At 67.7% G+C, this 19,088-nt stretch carries 15 protein-coding genes; 8 read left to right on the plus strand and 7 right to left on the minus strand.

The window, feature by feature from the left end:
• Positions 1-30: 30 nt before the first annotated feature.
• From FFS56_RS05110 to FFS56_RS05125, 4 genes are read left to right on the plus strand one after another with little or no spacing between them, the layout of a single operon-like run.
• Positions 31-270 carry a hypothetical protein gene (locus tag FFS56_RS05110; RefSeq protein ID WP_046749110.1) on the plus strand — a complete coding sequence of 80 codons (240 nt, stop codon included), beginning with the start codon at positions 31-33 and terminating at the stop codon, positions 268-270.
• A 2-nt stretch (positions 271-272) separates the two neighbouring features.
• A complete protein-coding gene (gene glnA, locus FFS56_RS05115; RefSeq protein ID WP_046749109.1) occupies positions 273-1,610 on the plus strand; it encodes a type I glutamate--ammonia ligase in 1,338 nt (445 codons plus the stop codon).
• An 8-nt stretch (positions 1,611-1,618) separates the two neighbouring features.
• Positions 1,619-4,594: a bifunctional [glutamine synthetase] adenylyltransferase/[glutamine synthetase]-adenylyl-L-tyrosine phosphorylase gene (locus tag FFS56_RS05120; RefSeq protein WP_137771839.1), complete on the plus strand. Its 2,976-nt coding sequence runs from the start codon at positions 1,619-1,621 to the stop codon at positions 4,592-4,594.
• Between the two features lie 50 nt (positions 4,595-4,644).
• A complete protein-coding gene (locus FFS56_RS05125) occupies positions 4,645-5,565 on the plus strand; it encodes a diacylglycerol kinase family protein (RefSeq protein WP_046749107.1) in 921 nt (306 codons plus the stop codon).
• A gap of 24 nt (positions 5,566-5,589) precedes the next feature.
• On the opposite strand, the gene FFS56_RS05130 is transcribed toward FFS56_RS05125, so the two are convergent.
• Positions 5,590-6,714, minus strand: a complete 1,125-nt coding sequence (locus FFS56_RS05130) for an AI-2E family transporter (protein ID WP_230977899.1) — start codon at positions 6,712-6,714, stop codon at positions 5,590-5,592.
• 129 nt (positions 6,715-6,843) lie between these two features.
• Between FFS56_RS05130 and FFS56_RS05135 the strand changes: the two genes are divergently transcribed.
• Positions 6,844-8,175: a DUF1254 domain-containing protein gene (locus tag FFS56_RS05135; RefSeq protein ID WP_058631774.1), complete on the plus strand. Its 1,332-nt coding sequence runs from the start codon at positions 6,844-6,846 to the stop codon at positions 8,173-8,175.
• A gap of 73 nt (positions 8,176-8,248) precedes the next feature.
• Here the strand turns inward: FFS56_RS05135 and glnA (FFS56_RS05140) are convergent, their stop codons facing one another.
• Positions 8,249-9,673 (minus strand): type I glutamate--ammonia ligase, encoded by a 1,425-nt coding sequence (gene glnA / locus FFS56_RS05140; protein WP_046749104.1) that lies wholly within the window; start codon positions 9,671-9,673, stop codon positions 8,249-8,251.
• A 147-nt stretch (positions 9,674-9,820) separates the two neighbouring features.
• Here glnA (FFS56_RS05140) and FFS56_RS05145 point away from each other — a divergent pair, with 147 nt between their 5' ends.
• A complete protein-coding gene (locus tag FFS56_RS05145; protein ID WP_046749103.1) occupies positions 9,821-10,249 on the plus strand; it encodes an RDD family protein in 429 nt (142 codons plus the stop codon).
• 18 nt (positions 10,250-10,267) lie between these two features.
• Here FFS56_RS05145 and FFS56_RS05150 read toward each other — a convergent pair whose 3' ends face one another.
• Positions 10,268-10,759 (minus strand): ATP-dependent zinc protease, encoded by a 492-nt coding sequence (locus FFS56_RS05150; protein WP_171010949.1) that lies wholly within the window; start codon positions 10,757-10,759, stop codon positions 10,268-10,270.
• Between the two features lie 20 nt (positions 10,760-10,779).
• On the opposite strand from FFS56_RS05150, the gene FFS56_RS05155 reads away from it, so the two are divergent.
• A complete protein-coding gene (locus tag FFS56_RS05155; protein WP_045264814.1) occupies positions 10,780-11,967 on the plus strand; it encodes a RimK family alpha-L-glutamate ligase in 1,188 nt (395 codons plus the stop codon).
• Positions 11,968-12,031: 64 nt separating this feature from the next.
• Here the strand turns inward: FFS56_RS05155 and FFS56_RS05160 are convergent, their stop codons facing one another.
• Positions 12,032-12,742 (minus strand): DUF4191 domain-containing protein, encoded by a 711-nt coding sequence (locus tag FFS56_RS05160; protein WP_046749091.1) that lies wholly within the window; start codon positions 12,740-12,742, stop codon positions 12,032-12,034.
• A 162-nt stretch (positions 12,743-12,904) separates the two neighbouring features.
• Here FFS56_RS05160 and FFS56_RS05165 point away from each other — a divergent pair, with 162 nt between their 5' ends.
• Positions 12,905-14,365 carry a hypothetical protein gene (locus FFS56_RS05165; protein WP_127012154.1) on the plus strand — a complete coding sequence of 487 codons (1,461 nt, stop codon included), beginning with the start codon at positions 12,905-12,907 and terminating at the stop codon, positions 14,363-14,365.
• Between the two features lie 10 nt (positions 14,366-14,375).
• On the opposite strand, the gene sucB is transcribed toward FFS56_RS05165, so the two are convergent.
• From sucB to FFS56_RS05180, 3 genes are all read right to left on the minus strand, one after another.
• Positions 14,376-16,145: a 2-oxoglutarate dehydrogenase, E2 component, dihydrolipoamide succinyltransferase gene (gene sucB, locus FFS56_RS05170; protein ID WP_127012155.1), complete on the minus strand. Its 1,770-nt coding sequence runs from the start codon at positions 16,143-16,145 to the stop codon at positions 14,376-14,378.
• A gap of 67 nt (positions 16,146-16,212) precedes the next feature.
• Positions 16,213-17,586 (minus strand): dihydrolipoyl dehydrogenase, encoded by a 1,374-nt coding sequence (gene lpdA, locus FFS56_RS05175; RefSeq protein WP_127012156.1) that lies wholly within the window; start codon positions 17,584-17,586, stop codon positions 16,213-16,215.
• A 3-nt stretch (positions 17,587-17,589) separates the two neighbouring features.
• Positions 17,590-19,062: a leucyl aminopeptidase gene (locus FFS56_RS05180; RefSeq protein WP_127012157.1), complete on the minus strand. Its 1,473-nt coding sequence runs from the start codon at positions 19,060-19,062 to the stop codon at positions 17,590-17,592.
• Positions 19,063-19,088: the final 26 nt, after the last annotated feature.

The following is a 19,088-nucleotide window of genomic DNA, read 5'->3' on the forward strand; positions in this document are numbered from 1 at the left end:
TCGATGACATCACGTGAAGAAGGGGCAGACATGTCTGACGGCGACCACAAGTACTGGTACAACTCCACGACCGGCGAGATCGAGTTCGGGATGATCTCGCCCTCCATCGACCGCATCGGTCCGTTCGACACCGAGGCCGAGGCCCGTCGTGCTCCCGAGGTCGTCAAGGAGCGTTCGCGCGCCTGGGCCGAGGAAGAGGCCGTCGAGCAGGGCTGGGACGTCAAGGGCTCCCAGAACACGGGCGACGCAAAGGGCCAGGGCGCAGAGTAGCCATGGACAAGCAGAGGGACTTCGTCCTCCGGACCATCGAGGAGCGCGGCGTCAAGTTCGTGCGACTGTGGTTCACCGACGTGATCGGCACTCTCAAATCGGTGGCCATCGCGCCGGCCGAGGTCGAGGGTGCTTTCGCGGAGGGAATCGGGTTCGACGGTTCGGCGATCGAGGGGCTGACACGCACCTACGAGTCCGACCTGCTCGCCCAGCCCGATCCGACGACGTTCCAGACGCTGCCCTGGCGCGGCGAGATCGACCCGACCGCGCGCATGTTCTGCGACCTGACGACTCCCGACGGCCAGCCCGCCGTCGCCGATCCCCGTCACGTGCTCAAGCGCACGCTCGCGAAGGCCGCTGACGCCGGGTTCACGTTCTACACGCACCCCGAGATCGAGTTCTACCTGCTCAAGTCCTCGTCGTTCGGGCCGGAGGGGCCCGTGCCCGTCGACTCGGCGGGCTACTTCGACAACGTGCCCGGCGGCACCGCGCACGATTTCCGTCGCCGTTCGGTCCGGATGCTGGAAGACCTCGGCATCTCGGTCGAGTTCAGTCACCACGAGGGCGGGCCCGGTCAGAACGAGATCGACCTCCGCTACGCGGACGCCCTCACCACGGCCGACAACATCATGACCTTCCGGACGGTGATCAAGGAGGTGGCGATCGAGCAGGGCGTCTATGCGACGTTCATGCCGAAGCCGCTCAGCGACCAGCCCGGAAGCGGGATGCACACGCACATGTCACTGTTCGAGGGCGACCAGAACGCCTTCTACGAAGAGGGCGCGAAGTATCAGCTGTCGAAGACGGGCCGGCACTTCATCGCGGGCCTCCTGCGTCACGCGAACGAGATCTCCGCGGTCACCAACCAGTTCGTCAACTCGTACAAGCGGCTCTGGGGCGGCGACGAGGCACCGAGCTTCGTCACCTGGGGTCACGCGAACCGTTCCGCACTCGTCCGCGTGCCGATGTACAAGCCGAACAAGAGCCAGTCGTCCCGCGTGGAGTACCGCGGCATCGATTCCGCGTCGAACCCCTACCTCGCCTACGCGCTCCTGCTCGCAGCCGGGCTCAAGGGCATCGAGGAGGGATACGATCTGCCGCCGGAGGCCGAGAACAACGTGTGGTCGCTGAGCGACGCCGAGCGGCGAGCTCTCGGTTACGAGGCGCTGCCGGCGAGTCTCGACCACGCCCTGGAGTACATGGAGGCGTCCGAGCTCGTCGCGGAGACTCTGGGCGAACAGGTCTTCAACTACGTGCTGCTCAACAAGCGCAAGGAATGGGAGGCCTACCGCGGTCAGGTCACCCCGTTCGAGCTGAAGAGCAACCTCGAGCTGCTCTGACTCGCCCGATGGCGCGTCCTGACGATTCGGTCTCCCTCTCCGCCCTCGCCAGGCTCGGCTTCTCCGAGCTGAGCGAGGCCGCGGCAGGCCTCGCTGAGCTGGCGGAGATTCTCGATCAGCCGCGGACGGTGCTGCTCGAGGCTGCCGATGCCGCGGATCCCGATGCCGCCGTCCGCGGGCTGCTCCGCGTGGCGCGTCGGGATGAGTCGTCATTGCGCGGGCTCCTCGTCGACGAGGAGACCCGCCGCGGTGTCTGGCGGGTCTTCGGCGCCTCGGAGGGACTCGCCGAGTTCTTCCTCCGTCACCCGGACCAGCTGAGCGTCCTGGAAGCACCCCGCGATGCTCTGCCATCGGCCGAGGAGCTCCAGGAGCGGCTGCTGGCCTCAGTCGGTGCGTGCGACGGGTTCGCGCAGTCGGGTGGGGACGACGCGGTCGTCGCGCTCAGAGTCGCCTACCGACGAAATCTCGCTGCCATCGCCGCGTTCGACCTCTCGCGCACGGCACCGGAGACGGCAGTAGGCCCCGTGTCGGCAGCGCTGGCCGACCTCGCGGGTGCTGCCCTGGAGGCGTCGCTCGCGGTGGCGCGGACCCGGGTGCAGGAGTCGATGGGGCGGGATGAGGTGGCGGCGACCCGTCTCGCCATCATCGGAATGGGAAAAGCCGGTGCTCGGGAGTTGAACTACGTCAGCGACGTCGACGTGATCTTCGTGGGCGGCAGCAGCGACGAAGAGGTCGTCACGGAGGCGCGTGCCATCGATATCGCGACCAGGCTCGCGCGCGAGACCATGCGGAACCTCGACGCGATCGAGGTGGAACCGCCGCTCTGGGAGGTCGATGCCGCGCTGCGTCCAGAGGGCAAGCAAGGTGCTCTGGTCCGCTCGCTCGCATCCCATCTCGCGTACTACGACCGCTGGGCCAAGAGCTGGGAGTTCCAGGCTCTGCTCAAGGCGCGTCCCCTCGCCGGAGATGCGGAACTCGGGGCGGAGTACATCGCCGCGGTGCAGCCGAAGATCTGGTCCAGTGCCGCGCGGCAGGACTTCGTCGAGAGCGTGCAGCGCATGCGGGAGCGCGTGATGGAGCACATCGACCCGGACGACGCTCCGTATCAGCTGAAGCTCGGGGCGGGTGGGCTTCGCGACATCGAGTTCACCGTGCAGCTGCTGCAGCTCGTCCACGGACTCACCGACGAGTCGCTGCGCACGCGCGGGACTCTCGAGAGCCTCGATGCGCTCGTCGAGGGCGGTTACATCGGGCGGGTCGATGCGGCGGCGTTCGCCGAGGACTACCGCCTGCTCCGGCTCATGGAGCATCGCCTCCAGCTGAGAGAGCTCAGCCGCACGCATCTGATGCCTCGGACTCCGGCAGGCCTGCGGATCCTGGCGAGGGGCACACGCCTCGCGGAGAGCGGTGACGGTGTGTGGGCCCGCTGGCAGAGCGTTCGGCGTGAGGTGCGCGAGATCCATACGCGCCTGTTCTACCGTCCACTGCTGAGCGCTGTCGCCGGTCTGCCGGAAGAGGAGCGGACCCTCTCCGCCGCTCAGGCGCACGACCGCCTGGCAGCCATCGGCTTCCGGGATCCGGCGGGCGCACTCCGCCATATCGGCGCCCTCACGAGCGGGCTCAGCCGCAAGGCGACCATCCAGCGACACCTGATGCCCATCATGGTGCGGTGGTTCGCCGACGGCAGCGATCCTGACTACGCGCTCCTCGCCTTCCGCCGCATCAGCGAGCGTCTCGGGGACACCCCGTGGTTCCTCAGGATGCTGCGCGATTCGTCGGGGGCGGCGGAGAGCCTCACCCGCCTGCTGTCATCCTCCCGGTACATCGGCGAGCTCCTGGAGTGGATCCCGGAGTCCGTGGCCTGGTTGGACAATGCTGGGCGGCTGCGCCCGCGCGGGGCCGCGGCCCTCGATGAGGAGGCCAGGGCGATCCAGACGCGCCATGAGACGATCGGCGATGCGCTGCGGGCCGTCAGGGCGCTGCGGAGGAGAGAGCTCCTGCGCACGGCCATGGGCGCGGTGCTCGATGTCCTCACGATCGAAGAGGTCGCCACCGCACTCACGGAGATCACCGAGGCGACGATCCAGGCCGCTCTCCGCGCGGTGATGCGCGAAGTCGTCCCGGTCGATGACGAGGCGCTCGACTTCGCCGTCATCGCGATGGGGCGCTTCGGCGGTGCCGAGCTGGGGTTCGGATCCGACGCCGACATCCTGTACGTCTACGACGCGAACGGTGTCGATCCCCAGCGCGCTCAGAAGCTCGCGACGCAGATCGTGGCCGGCCTCCGCGAGCACCTGACCGATCACCGGCTGCCGCTCGACCTCGATGCCGATCTGAGGCCGGAGGGGCGGAACGGTCCGATCGTCCGCTCCATCGAGGCGTACGCGGAGTACTACCGCCGCTGGTCGCTGTCGTGGGAGGCCCAGGCGCTGCTCCGGGCGCGCGGTGTGGCGGGCAGCGCGAAGCTGATCGCCCGGTTCACGGCGCTTGCCGACACGATCCGCTACCCGGAGTCCATCGACCTCCAGGGCACCCGCGAGATCAAGCGCATCAAAGCGCGGGTCGAGGGGGAACGGCTGCCGCAGGGTGCTGATCCCCGTCGCCACCTGAAGCTCGGCCCCGGCTCGCTGAGCGATGTGGAGTGGCTGGTCCAACTCCTCCAGCTGCAGCATGCGCACGGTGTTCCCGGGCTGCGCACGACCTCGACGCTCGGTGCGCTCGAAGCCGCCGTCGCGGCCGATCTGGTCGCAGAGGAGGACGCCGCGCGTCTTCGCGCGGCGTGGCTGCTGTCCAGTCGTCTCAGGTCAGCGATCACTCTGCTGACCGGGCAGACCAGCGACGTGCTTCCCGCCGATCGCCGTCAGCTCGATGCGATCGGTCGTCTGCTCGGCTATCCCGATCGCTCCGCCACAGAACTCGAGGAAGACTACCTCGGGGTGACCCGGCGCGCCAGGAAGACCTTCGAGCAGCTCTTCTACGGGTGAGTCGAGAGCGTCGGTTTGCGGTATCGCGTATCGTGTCCCAAGCTGACGATATGACCAACGCGCGAATCGGCATCGTCTGGAACCCTTCGAAGGTCGAGCAGGAGGTCCTGCAAGCCGCGGTGAGCGAAGTGTTCGACGACGGGTACGACATCCGCTGGTGGGAGACGACCCCCGAGGACCCGGGTCGCGGCATGGCTCGCGAGGCGCGTGAAGACGGCCGCGACATCGTGGTCGCCGTCGGGGGAGACGGCACGGTACGCGCGGTCGCCGAGTCGTTGGCGGGTTCCGAGACGGCGCTCGGGATCGTCCCGCAGGGGACCGGCAACCTCCTCGCGCGGAACCTCGAGGTACCGCTGAACAACGTGAAGGCCGCACTGGAGCGGGTGCGCGACGCCGAGCCCCGTCGCATCGACCTCGGCTGGGTGTCGTACGACGGAACCGAGCACGCGTTCGCCGTGATGGTCGGATTCGGGGTCGACGCCCAGATGCTGGTGGAGACCGACGACGACCTCAAGTCCAAGGCGGGCTGGCTCGCCTATGTCGAGGCCATGGGACGCGCTCTCGCCGGTACCGAGATGACCGACATCACCCTCACGATCGACGGGGAGAAGGCCGTCGCGGTGCGGGGCCACACCATGTTGATCGGCAACTGCGGGATGGTGCAGGGCGGCATCAGACTGCTGCCGGACGCCGTGCTGGACGACGGCAAGCTCGACGTGCTGATGATCAGCGCCGACGGCGCGCTGCAGTGGCTCGATACGCTGCGATCATTCGTGTGGGACAACGGCATCCGTCGCCTGTTCGGCGCGACGGATGAGGCCGTCAGCACCGACTCGGCACGCCACCTCCCGGTGGAGACCATCTCCGTCGAGCTCAAGACACCTCTCGTGTTCGAGATCGACGGCGAGGAGATGGGCGAGGTCTCGGCGTTCGACGTTCGCGTCGAGGCCGGCGCTCTCCTCGTCCGCTGAGGGTGCCCCCGGCAGGAGCCGTGATCAGCGCGCCGATGCCGGCGGAACGATCTTCCTGTCCTGGGCCGGGAACGTCACCTTCTGCACGATGATGATGATGCTCGCGGCGACGGGGATCGCCACGAGGGCTCCCAGGATACCGCCGAGTGCACCGCCGGCAACGGCGGCGATGACGACGAGCGCTCCCGGCACCGCGACGGCCTTGCTCATGATCCGCGGCGAGAGGATGTAGGCCTCGATCTGCATGTAGATCAGGTAGTAGATGATCGCGATGAGCGCCGTCACGGGGGAGACGAAGAGGCAGATCAGAGAGTTGATGATCGACGCCGTCAGCGTTCCCACCAACGGGATCATCGACCCGATGAAGGCGATGAGTGCGAGCAGCGCTGGAACGGGCGCGCCGATGATGGTGAGGAAGATCAGGCTCAGGATGCCGTTGATCAGCGCAAGGCTGGCCTGGCCCATCACATAGCGGCCCACGGCCCCGGAGACGTCCTCGAGGAGGCCGCTGAAGGTGTCCCGCTGGTAGGCCGGGACGAAGCGTGCCGCGAGGTGCTTCATGCTGCGCAGCGATGCCATGAAGTACAGCGTCAGGATCAGGACGATGGTGACACCGGTGAAGCCGCCGGCGATACCGGCGCCGACCGCGAAGACGCCGCCGCCGATGTCGAAGAAGTTGTTGGGATCCTTGAAGAACCCGAGGACGCCCTGAACGGCGTCGTCGATGGTGCCGAACTGGCTGCTGACGTCCTTGTACCAGGCGCTGGCCATGAAGTCCTCGACCATCTTCGGCCCGTCCTTGATCAGGTTGCCGACCTGTTCCACGAGGAGCGGGACGATGGCGAGGATGATGCCGGCGAACGCGAGGAGCACAGCAGCGACGACGATGGCTACGGCGGCGGCGCGCGGGAGCTTCTTCTCGATGAACGAGACGATCGGGTCGAGGCCGAGGGCCAGGAAGACCGCCACTCCGATGTAGACGAAGACGGTCGCGAGCTGGCCGATCACTCCGCCGATGGCCAGGGCGACCAGCACCCCGAGGGCGCCCAGCAGGCCGAACATGAACGGGTTGGTCCTCGCATATGCGACGACCGCGTTCGAGGGCTGAGACGGTGCGGCGGCGACCGGCGTGTGTGCGTCGGTGTTCACGATGACTCTTCTACGGCGCATGGTTCCCCCGGTCGATGCTCAGACTCACCAGTTGATCACTCGCGAGTCCACCGGGTCAAGCCGGGAACGGGCACTGGCGCGCCCCCTCGTTCGACGAGAAGATGAGCCATGACCGAACACGCTCCCCACCGCGACGCCCTCGCCGTCACCGCCTACCTGTATGCCTTCCCGCTGGTGTTCAATCTCGGACAGGTTCGACGTTCGGTGCAGAACGGCATCGGCACCATGGCGGCGACCCCTCTCAACGCCATCGCCCACGCCCGCACGCTCGCGAGCGCAGACGACGACTTCGTCTCGATCAACAACGACACGGTGTACTCCTTCGCGCAGATCGATCTGAGCGCTGGTCCCGTACGGCTGCATCTGCCGGACGCGGGGGATCGGTATCACGTGATGCAGTTCGTCGATGCGTGGACGAACAACTTCGCGTACGTGGGCACCCGTGCGACAGGCGGAGGGGCGAAGGACGTGGTCCTGCGGGGACCGTCGACTCGGTCCGAGACGCAGGCCGTCCCCGACGTCATCGAGATCGATGCGCCGACAGATGTCGTCTCGCTCGTCGGTCGCTGGGCCGTCGACGGCGATGCTGATCTTCCGGCCGTTCATGCGCTGCAGGACGCGATGTCGCTGACCGGAGTTGCCGGACAGGGGCTTCCCGACGCCGCGCCGCAGGGATCCGAGGCTCTGGACTTCTGGGAGCAGTTCCGCGTGTGGTCGCGGGCCTTCCCCGGCGCGGCGCGAGACCGTGCGCTCGAGGCCACGTTCGTCGAACTCGGGATCACCGGCGAGGCTCCGGTCGGCGGACTCGGCGAGACCGCCGTGGCCCGTCTCGAGGATGCGTTCGCGGAGGGAAGCGCTGCGCTCGATGCGATCCTTCAGTCCGGATCCGCTCCCGTGATCAACGGCTGGCAGATGACTCTGCATGTGTTCGACTACAACCTCGACTTCTTCCAGATCGGTGCACTGGACGACCCTCAGTGGAAAGCACCCGAGGGGCTTCAGCGCCTGGCTCTGCGAGCAGGATCGGCCAAGGCGGGGCTCTGGGGCAATCACGGCTACGAGGCGGCGTACATCATGACGTACGTCGACGATCGCGGGGAGCAGCTCACCGGGGAGAGGAACTACACCCTCCACCTCGCGCCGCCGCCCCCGGTCGGCGCGTTCTGGTCCGTGACGATGTACTCGTTGCCGGAGTTCTTCCTGGTGGACAACCCGATCGACCGATATTCCCTCGGGGACCGGACGCCGGGAATCGTCTATGGAGACGACGGCTCGCTGACCATCACCATGAGCCATTCCGCACCCGAGGACTCCCTGGCGCGGGCCAACTGGCTGCCGACGCCGTCCGGAGAGTTCCGGCCGATCATCCGCATGTACATCCCGGGGGAGGCGGTGCTGAACGGGACCTACGAGCCCCCGGCGATCGTCCGCACCGCGTGATGTCGTCCGGGATCACGACGAACGCCCGCCAGGAGGACCCTGGCGGGCGTTCGTCGTCGCTTCGAAAGGGCGATCAGACCCCGAAGTACAGCTCGTACTCGAACGGGTGCGGACGCTGCGCCATCGGCAGGATCTCGTTCTCGTACTTGTAGGAGATCCAGGTCTCGATGAGCTCCTTGGTGAACACGCCGCCCTCGAGGAGGAACTGGTGGTCGGCAGCCAGGGCGTCCAGCGAGTCGAGCAGCGAGTTCGGGACCTGCGGGATGTCCTTGGCCTCCTCGGGGGGAAGCTCGTAGAGGTCCTTGTCGACCGGCTCGTGCGGCTCGATGCGGTTCTTGATTCCGTCGAGGCCTGCCATGAGCTGCGCGGCGAAGGCGAGGTAGGGGTTGCCCGAAGCATCCGGTGCGCGGAACTCGATGCGCTTCGCCTTCGGGTTCGAGCCCGTGATCGGGATACGGATCGCGGCGGAGCGGTTGCCGGCCGAGTAGACCAGGTTGACGGGAGCCTCGAAGCCCTTGACCAGACGGTGGTAGCTGTTCAGCGTCGGGTTGGTGAAGGCGAGCAGGGCGGGCGCGTGCGCCAGGATGCCGCCGATGTACCAGCGCGCGATGTCGCTGAGCTGGCCGTAGCCGGCCTCGTCGTAGAACAGCGGCTTGCCGTCGTTCCACAGCGACTGGTGCGTGTGCATTCCCGAGCCGTTGTCACCGTAGAGGGGCTTGGGCATGAAGGTCGCGACCTTGCCCCACTCCTCGGCCGTGTTCTTGACGATGTACTTGAACTTCAGGATGTCGTCAGCCGCGTGCACCATGGTGTCGAAGCGGTAGTTGATCTCCTGCTGGCCGCCCGTGCCGACCTCGTGGTGCGAGCGCTCGAGGATGAAACCGGCGTCGATCAGCTTCAGGGTGATGTCGTCACGGAGGTCGGCCGTCTTGTCGACCGGGCTGACCGGGAAGTACCCGCCCTTGTAGGGGGTCTTGTTCCCGAGGTTGCCGCCCTCCTCCTCGCGACCGGTGTTCCAGGCGCCCTCTTCGGAGTCGACGCTGTAGAAGCTGGAGTTCGAGGTGACGTTGTAGCGGACGTCGTCGAAGATGTAGAACTCGGCCTCGGGGGCGAAGAACGCGGTGTCGGCGATGCCGGTCGAGGCCAGGTACTTCTCGGCCTTCTTGGCGACCTGACGCGGGTCCTTGGAGTAGATCTCGCCGGTGCGCGGGTTGTAGATGTCGAAGAGCATGACGAGCGTGCTCGCCTCGCGGAACGGGTCGACGTACGCCGTCGTGACGTCGGGGATGAGCTGCATGTCGGACTCATGGATGCTCGCGAAGCCGCGGATCGAGGAGCCGTCGAACAGCTGACCGTCGGTGAAGAAAGCCTCGTCGACCGTCGATGCAGGAATGTTGAAGTGCTGCTGTACACCCGGGAGGTCGGTGAAACGGATGTCAAGGAACTTGACGTCGTTCTCCTTGATGTAGGTCAGTACCTCGGACGAATCTTTGAACATGTACGACTCCTGTAATGCGGATCGATGGCTTCACGGCCACTCTGCAGAGTACGGACGGGGGATTTCTCTACGGTATCCGCTTTGTTTCGGGCGTGTTACGAGCGTGAGGGCGTCAGCACCTCATTTCACGCTCGGTAGGCTGGGGGAGTGACGGATGCAGTGAACGCGTACCCCGGTGAACGACTCGGACTCCCCGAATCCGGTTCGGGGAGCATCGCCCGTCCCGGCCGCCGGATCGGCGCCCTTCTGATCGATTACACGGCGGCGACGATCATCGCCACCGGATTCCTCGGGTTCAATCAGTTCGCCCTGCCGACGGAAGCGGGTCTGACCCAGTTCGCCCCGATGCTGGTGTTCGCCGTGCTGCAGATCGTCTTCATCCCGACCGCAGGCGGCAGCCCGGGGCACCGCATCCTCGGCATGCGTCTCGCCCGTCTCGACGGGAGCTGGGTCGGGCTGTGGCGCCCGATCGTCCGCACGCTCCTGCTCGTGGTCGTCGTACCCGCCGTGATCTGGGACGCCGACCAGCGCGGTCTGCACGACAAGGCGGTCGGCACGGTTCTCATCCGCACCTGACGGCTCCGCCCGACGGAGTCAGTCGCGGCCGCGGTTGCGCCGACGCGCCTCGCGCGGTGCTCGTCCGCCGAGGAAGGAACGGGCGGGGTCGACGATGTAGCCGCGGCGCAGGGCTTCACGCCCGATGAGCATCCGGAAGCCCATCTCGTCACGGTTGCTCAGCGTGACCTCCGCGAGCACTTCGCGATCCACGAGCCGGATCAGAAGCTCGACCACGAGCCGCTCCTGGGCATGCCCTGACGAGCTCCGCACGGCACGACGGTCGTGGATCGGGCACTCGACCACGACCGCGTCTTCCTGGCTGTCCTGCCAGGGTTTGACCTTGAAACGGACCCAGGGCTCGTCGTCCTGCTCGAACTCCACGATGTCGAAAGCGTGCAGCGATGAGGTGCGCGCACCCGTGTCGATCTTGGCCTTCAGCCAATCCACCCCGAGATCGGGCAGGCTCACCCATTCTCGCCACCCCGTAAGGGTGTTTGAATGGGGGGTAGTCCTACTCACCTGATACATCCTGGCAGGAAAAATCCCCCGTGAAGATCGCAGTGCTCTCCCGCGCGCCGCAGGCGTACTCCACCCAGCGTCTGCGTGCAGCCGCGCTCCAGCGAGGGCACAACGTCAAGGTGCTCAACACGCTGCGCTTCGCCATCGACCTCACGGCCGATGAACCGGACCTGCACTACCGAGGACGACAGCTCAGCGACTACGACGCGATCCTCCCTCGCATCGGGAACTCGATCACCTACTTCGGCACGGCCGTCGTGCGTCAGTTCGAGCAGATGGACGTCTACACGCCGAACACCGCCAACGGCATCTCGAGCGCCCGTGACAAGCTCCGCGCGAATCAGATCCTCTCGCGCCACAACATCGCGATGCCACCGACGGCCTTCGTGCGCAACCGCGCGGATGTGCGACCGGCGATCGAACGGGTCGGCGGAGCCCCGGTCGTCATCAAGCTGCTCGAGGGCACCCAGGGAATCGGGGTGATCCTCGCTCCGCAGGTGAAGGTCGCCGAGGCGATCATCGAGACCCTGCACTCGACCAAGCAGAACGTGCTGATCCAGAAGTTCATCGCGGAGAGCCGCGGACGCGACATCAGAGCGCTGGTCGTCGGCGACCGCGTCGTCGCCGCGATGCGACGTTCCGCTGCCGGTGACGAGTTCCGATCGAACGTGCACCGAGGAGGGTCCGTCGAGGCGGTCGAACTCGATCCCGTCTACGAGCGCGCGGCGGTGCGCTCTGCGCAGATCATGGGCCTGCGGGTCGCGGGTGTCGACATGCTCGAGGGCGAAGACGGTCCGCTGGTCATGGAGGTCAACTCCTCGCCCGGACTCCAGGGCATCGAGACCGCGACGAAGCTCGATGTCGCTGGTGCCATCATCGACTACATCGCGGGGCAGGTCGCTTTTCCGGAGATCGACGTGCGCCAGCGTCTCACGGTCTCGACGGGCTACGGTGTCGCCGAGCTCATGGTGCACGGTGCGGTCGACCTGGTCGGGAAGACGCTGGGCGAGGCGGGACTGTGGGAGCGGGACATCACGGTCCTCACGCTGCACCGCGGCGTCAGCGTGATCCCGAATCCCCGCAAGCACGTCGTGCTCGAAGCCGACGACCGGCTGTTCTGCTTCGGCAAGCTCGACGAGATGCGATCGATGGTCCCGGAACGTCGGCGTCGTCGGGCGAAAGTCCGTCGTCTGCCTCGGCAGCCGCTCTCCGAGTGAACGAGAGAGCGCGGCCGTCCTCGAAGGAGGACGGCCGCGCTCTTGAGCCGTGCGGTGCGTGCGATCAGCGCGGACGCTGAGAGCGCACCTTCGTCGGGTCGATGCCCTTCGGGATCGGCAGCGAGGAAAGCGACTGCGACACCGAGTCGACGCGACGGATGACCGCGGCCATCGTCGCCTTGTCGATCGCCTTGGGGAGCTTCTTGATCGTCTTCGAGAGGTCGGCGATCGCGACTTCGTCGTCACCGTGTCCGACGTACAGAACGGTGACCGGGACGCCGTGCGCGACGCGCTGGGCCTTGCTGCGCTCCTCGTTCACGAGACGGGTCAGTCGCCCGCGTGCGCCTTCGCCGACGATGACGATGCCGCCGCGGCCGATGGTGCGGTAGACCGCTTCCTGCGTCTTCGGGTTGATGCCGACGGGAGTCTCCGAGGCCTGCCAACTGCGACCAAGGCTGGTGCTCAGCACGTGGCCGGTCGCACCGGGCATGCCGTCGATCTTGCTGTACATGGCAGAGGTCGAGAGCCGCGTCATCAGGAACAGGGCGCCGAGGATGCCGAGCATCAGACCCGTGATGCCCCACAGGACGAGCGTCCATACCTGGAAGGGAGGGATCAGATAACCCGCGACGAGCCCGAGCAGGACGCCGCCGATGAGGATCGCAGCCTGTGCCCACGGCAGCCAGGAGTAGGCCTCACGTGTGAACCGGAAGAGGGACTTGATCTGGGAGAAGAACCCAGGACGCTTTTCGGGTTCAGGAGCACGCTTTGCCATGAGCACCAGCCTACCGAGTCTGACGACCTCGTGATGTCGGCGTTCGCGTGGAGCGGAGCGGCCGGATTCCACTCCTCCTGCACTGCAGAGGCATCAGAGGGGATCCGTCCCGACGCTCCGCCCTGGCGGCTTCCGGGAGGATCTCCGCGGTGAGATGGAGGAATGGAAGACATCGCGATCGACGACGGTCGAGGAACGCCGCTCGTTCCGCGGGCGCACCGTGTGGTGCGCACCCTCGATCCCGCGGAGGGGCCATTCTCGGGCACGCTCGTGACCCACGGCGATGAGGTGGTCGTCAGAGTGGATGTCGCGCGCCTCGGCGGATGGGCGGGATGGCGCTACTCGGGGACGGAACACATCGCCGCTCCCATCGACGTCAGCCGGCGCCGGGATGGTCACGACGCGTTGCTCCCGTGGTGCACGGATCGGGTGCGCGGCTACCTGGGCCGTCGAGAGTCAGCGGGATCGGGCATCGCTGCGGGGGAGATCAGCACTCTCGTCGTCAGCCTCCTTCGTGGACTCGACGAGTTGGGAGAAGGGATCGATGGGGTGCACACGGGCACGTGGTGGCTCACCGACGGCGGGCGGCCTGTCTTCGTCATCGGGGAGGGCCCCGATGCCAGGGCCGGTGTGGTGGAGCTCGTCGAGCTTCTCGGCGATCAGACCGCGGACAAGGTGGTCCGTCGCGCCCTGTCGGGCATCGGAGAGGGGCTGCACAAGACTCTCGCTCAGCCGCGTCTGCCTCGCAAGCTCACGGAGGCATGGGAGACCATGGTGCTCGACGTCGCTGCGCCGCAGCCTCTCCGGCGCGAGTTCCACACCCCGGAGCGGGCTCGGGATGTCGCTCGGGCGGTCGGTCCCCGCGTCGCCGTGGCTCGGGAGAGAGCGCCGCTCCTGCGCGCGGACCGGGTCCGCCATCGGGACGCGGGTCGCACCCGCGCCATCAGCGCGATCGTCGACGTGGTGCAGAAGGCGATCATCGAGCTGCGCGCGCGCTCGGAGAAAGGGGCGCAACATCCTCACGGACGATCCACACGGCCGAGGAGGGGATGCGAGCGATCGACGGCTCGTTCGAAGGTCCGTCTGCGTTCCCTTGCCATCGCGGGGGGCGCCGCGGCGGCTGTGCTGGTGGGAGGACTGCTCCTTCCCGGTGGTGAGTCGGAGACAAGCGCCCGTGGCGCGCCCGGCAACACGGACACACCGGCGCCGGCATCCTCCGGGGAGGCGTCCGACGTTCCGACGCCCCGTGCGACGGATGTCGCGGAGAGCGAGACCACGCAGCCGAGGTCTGCTGCGGCCGACGATCCCGTCGCGGCGCTGTCAGCGCTCCTGCGGATCATCGCGCAGTGCAGCGCCGATGGAGACGGCGCGTGTCAGAGCGCCGTGGCCGGGAATGCGGAGGGGATCGTCGATGCGCTCAGCGCGAAGACCCGCGTTCCGACGGCACCCGAGCTGGTCGATGCCTATGGCGACGTGGCGGTCATGCGATTGCGTGCGATCCCCGAGAGCGATGCGGGGATGGCCGACGCAGCGTCCTCGGACGAGACCATCGTCGTCCTTTTCCGCACAGACGAGAAATGGCTGATCCGCGACGTCTATGACGTCGCGGATCAGCCAGGGTGACTCGTGTCGGTCAGGCTCCGAGCTGAGCGGCGAACTGCGCAGCCTCGAGGCGGGCCTTCACGGCACCGAGGAAGCGTGCCGCGTCTGCGCCGTCGATGATCCGGTGGTCGTAGGACAGCGCGAGGTACACGTAGGACCGGACGGCGATCGCATCCGCGCCGCCCACCTTGACGAGTCCGGGGCGCTTGACGACGGTACCGGTGCCCAGGATCGCCGACTGCGGGAGGAAGACCACAGGCGTGTCGAACAGCGCGCCGCGGGAGCCCGTGTTGGTCAGCGTGAAAGTTCCGCCGGCCAGCTCGTCGGGCTTCAGCTTGTTGTCGCGGGTGCGAGCAGCCAGATCGGCGATCTCGTGCGCGATCTGCGCGATGTTCTTCGAGGCGGCGTCGCGCAGCACCGGCGTGAGCAGTCCACGCTCGGTGTCGACGGCGATCGAGACGTTCTCGCTGGCCGGGTAGACGATGTTCTCGCCGTCGACCGTCGCGTTCACGATCGGGAACGCCTGCAGCGCTTCTGCGGTTGCGAGCGCGAAGAACGGCAGGAAGGAGAGCTTGTCACCCGTCTTCTCGAGGAAAGAAGCCTTCACGCTGTCGCGGTAGTCGGCGAGTGCGGTGACATCGACCTCGACGACCGTGGTCAGCTGGGCCGTCTGCTGCATCGACTCGACGGCACGCTTCGCGAGGACCTTGCGAAGCCGCGACATCGGCTGTGTCGTGCCGCGCAACGGCGAGACCTCGAGCGGCGCGGGAGCAGCAGGAGCCGCGGCGGCGGGCGCTGCCGTCGCCGTCTCCGCAGCCTTCAGGACATCTTCCTTGCGGATGCGACCGCCGACACCGGTTCCGGTGACGGAAGCCAGGTCCACTCCCTGCTGGGAGGCCAGACGACGCACGAGCGGTGTGACGTAGAGGTTGTCGCTCTCGGTCGGGAGCGCGAGCTTCGCCTCGGCTGGCGTCGCAGCGGCGGGAGCCGGAGCAGCCGCAGGAGCCGGAGCAGCCGCAGCAGCCGCAGCGGCGGAAGGAGCCGGAGCAGCGGGCGCTTCGGCTGCGGGGGCGGGCGCGGGAGCCGCAGGCGCAGCGGGTGCCTCGGCTGCGGGCGCGGGAGCCGGGGTCTCAGCGGCGGGGGCAGCGCCGGAGCCGACGCGTGCGAGCACGGCGCCGACTGCGACCGTCTCGTCCTCGCCGGCCACGATCTCCTGAACCACACCGGCAACCGGCGACGGGATCTCGGTGTCGACCTTGTCGGTGGAGATCTCCAGAAGAGCCTCGTCTACGGCGACGCTGTCGCCGACCTGCTTGAGCCACCGGGTGACGGTGCCCTCGGTGACGCTCTCGCCCAGCTCGGGGAGCACGATGTCGGTGGCGTCGCCAGCGGGTGCGGCAGGAGCGGCCTCTGCGGCGGGCGCCGGTGCTTCTGCCGACGGTGCGGGAGCAGCCGGAGCGGTGTTCTCCGCAGGTGCGGCCTGCGCGGGGGCAGCCTCCGCGGGTGCGGTCTCGGCTTCAGGTGCCGCGGCTGCGGGCGCGTCCGCGGCGGGAGCCGCTCCGCTGCCGTCGCCGATGCGCGCGAGGAGCGCGCCGACCTCGACGGTCTCGTCTTCGGCCACGAGGATCTCCTCGATCACACCGCTGACGGGGGAGGGGATCTCGGTGTCGACCTTGTCGGTCGAGATCTCGAGCAGGCCCTCGTCCGCCTGCACGGTGTCTCCCACCTGCTTGAGCCAGCGGGTGACCGTACCCTCTGTGACGCTCTCGCCGAGAGCGGGGAGGACGACGGATGTGCTCATGACTGAGTCTCCTTCAAGAAGTTGTATGACGCTTGTCTAGCTTAGTGACTCGGGCACCGGTTGGTGCTCAGAGGGCGTGCAGGGGCTTGCCGGCCAGGGCGAGGAAGGCTTCCCCGAGGGCCTCGCTCTGGGTCGGGTGGGCGTGGATCAGGGGCGCGATGTCCTCCGGGTGCGCCTCCCAGGCGACGGCGAGCTGTCCTTCCGTGATGAGCTCGCCGACGCGGTCGCCGAGCAGGTGGACGCCGACGACGGGGCCGTCCTTGAGGCGGACGACCTTCACGAGCCCGCCCGTCCCGATGATCTCGCTCTTGCCGTTGCCGGCGAGGTTGTACTCGTAGGCGATGACCGCGTCGGCACCGTGTGCGGCGACCGCTGCCTCTTCGGTCACCCCGACCGAAGCGACCTCCGGGCTCGAGTACGTGACCTTGGGGATCTGTGAGTCGGGGATGTTCACGGGGGACAGCCCCGCGATGCGCTCGGCGACGGCGATGCCCTGTTGGAATCCGCGATGTGCGAGCTGCAGACCGGGCACGATGTCTCCGACCGCCCACACGCCAGGGACTCCGGTGCGCAGGTTGTCATCGACGGTCACGAAACCGCGGTCGAGCGTCACGCCAGCCTCCTCGAATCCGAGGTCGGAGGTGACCGGACCGCGCCCGACGGCCACGAGGAGGTAGTCGGCCGTGAACTCCTTGCCGTCTTCGAGGGTCACGGTGACGGATGTCTCATCCTGGACCGCACCCTGGAATCGGGTTCCGAGGGAGTACTGGATGCCGCGGCGCCGGAACGCACGCTCCAGACCCTTGCTGAGAGCGACGTCCTCATTCGGGACGAGGTGCGGCAGAGCCTCGATGATCGTGACCTCGGACCCGAACGACCGCCACACGCTCGCGAACTCGACCCCGATCACGCCGCCGCCGAGGATCAGTACGCGCTCGGGGATCACGTCGAGGGCGAGTGCCTGCTCGCTCGTGAGGATCCGCCCGCCGATCTCCAGGCCGGGAAGCGAGCGGCTGTACGAGCCGGTCGCGAGCACGACGTCCGTGCCCACGTACACGTCGTCTCCGACGCTGACGCTGTGGTCGGGGTTCAGACGGCCGAGTCCGCTGACGGTGGTGATCCCACGCGCCTTGACCAGCCCCTCCAGTCCCTTGAACTTCTTGGCGACGATGCCTTCGCGGTACGTGCGCACCCCCGCCGGATCGATGCCCTCCAGGCTCGCGGTGACGCCGACGGACGCGGCATCGCGCACGTGCTCGGCCACCTCTGCGGCATGCAGCAGCGCTTTGGTCGGTATGCATCCCCGGTGCAGGCAGGTTCCGCCGACCTTGTCCTTCTCGATCAGCGCCACGGACTTGCCGAGTTCGCTCGCGCGCAACGCCGCGGCATAACCGCCGCTGCCGCCGCCCAGGACGACGATGTCGAAGGTGTGGGTTGTCATAGGTCATGCCTCCGTGTGGGATGCTGCGGCGAAGGCGACGATCGATCGGACCATCGCCCCCGTTGGGCCCTTCTCGGTGAAGCCGTACGGGGCGCCGGCGTGTTCGCCGGATCCCGCGATGTCGAGGTGCACCCACGGGATGCGCGGGGCGTCCTCGGCGTCAGAGGTGCGACCGACGAAGCGGCGCAGGAACAGGCCTGCGTAGGACGCACCGCCCATCCTGTCGCCCATGTTCGCGTTCTGCAGGTCGGCGATGGGGGACTCGAGCGATTCCTCCATGTAGTCCGGCAGCGGCATGTGCCACGCCGGCTCGTCGACCTGAGCGGTCGCCGACATGAACGAGGACACAGTGTCGACGTCGCCGAAGACGCCGGTGTGCCGGTGGCCCAGCGCGGCGACGATGGCGCCGGTGAGAGTCGCCACGTCGATGATGACGTCCGGGTTCTCACGGCTCGCGGCGACGAGACCGTCGGCGAGCACGAGTCGCCCCTCGGCGTCGGTGTTCTGGACCTCGACGGTGCTCCCGTCGAGGATGCGGATGACATCGCCAGGGCGCAGCGCGCGCCCCGACGGCATGTTGTCGGTGATGCACAGCCACGCGGTCACGCGGACCGGGAGGCCCAGTGTGGCGATGGCGCGGATCGCGGCGAGAGAGGTCGCCGCGCCGGCCATGTCGAACTTCATGCCGACCATCGAGGCAGCCGGCTTCAGGGAAAGGCCACCGGTGTCGAACGTGATCCCCTTGCCGACCAGGGCGATGTGCCGTGAGGCGTCGGCGGGGGAGTAGTCGAGACGGACGAGACGCGGAGGGCGATCCGACCCCTGACCGACGCCGAGGATGCCGCCGAAGCCCTGCTCGGCAAGAGCCTTCTCGTCGAGGATCTCGACCGTGACGTCGAGGTCGGCCACGCTGTCGGCGGCGCTCTGCGCGAGCTGTGCCGGACTCTGCCACTCTGCGGGCACGTTCACGAGATCCTTGATGAGCGCTACCGCGTCTCCCAGGACCTGTGCGTATTCGACGTCGTCGTCGTCGACCGCGGCATGGAGCGTGATCGACGTGGCGCGCCCCTTGCCCTTCTCCGTGCGGTAGCCGTCGAACTTGTGCCCGCCGAGCACCGCACCCTCGGCCGCCGCAGCGGCGAACGACTCGAGGCCGTCGGCGAGAGCCACCGCGACGTGCTCGAAGCCGGTGAGCGTACGCAGCGCCGTACCTGCCGCGTTGCGCACGGCAGCAGCGTCCGGCGAGCTGCCGACGCCGACCACCGCGAACGGCGAAGACGTCACCTCGGGGACGAACACGCGGGTGAACGATCCGACCGAACCGGTGAATCCGACGCCGGCCAGCGCATCGGCGAGTCCGGGGTAGCCGGCCAGTGACTCCGCCGAATCGGGGAGAGCGGCGACGATGAGCACTGCGGCATCTGCAGCGCTTCCGGGGAACTGATCGGTGGTGTGCGAGAGCACGGGAAGCGTCATGCCTCCATCTTAGGATCTCCGCCACA

The sequence above is a fragment of the Microbacterium sp. Beta genome, from assembly GCF_005502545.1.
Taxonomy (GTDB): domain Bacteria; phylum Actinomycetota; class Actinomycetes; order Actinomycetales; family Microbacteriaceae; genus Microbacterium; species Microbacterium oxydans.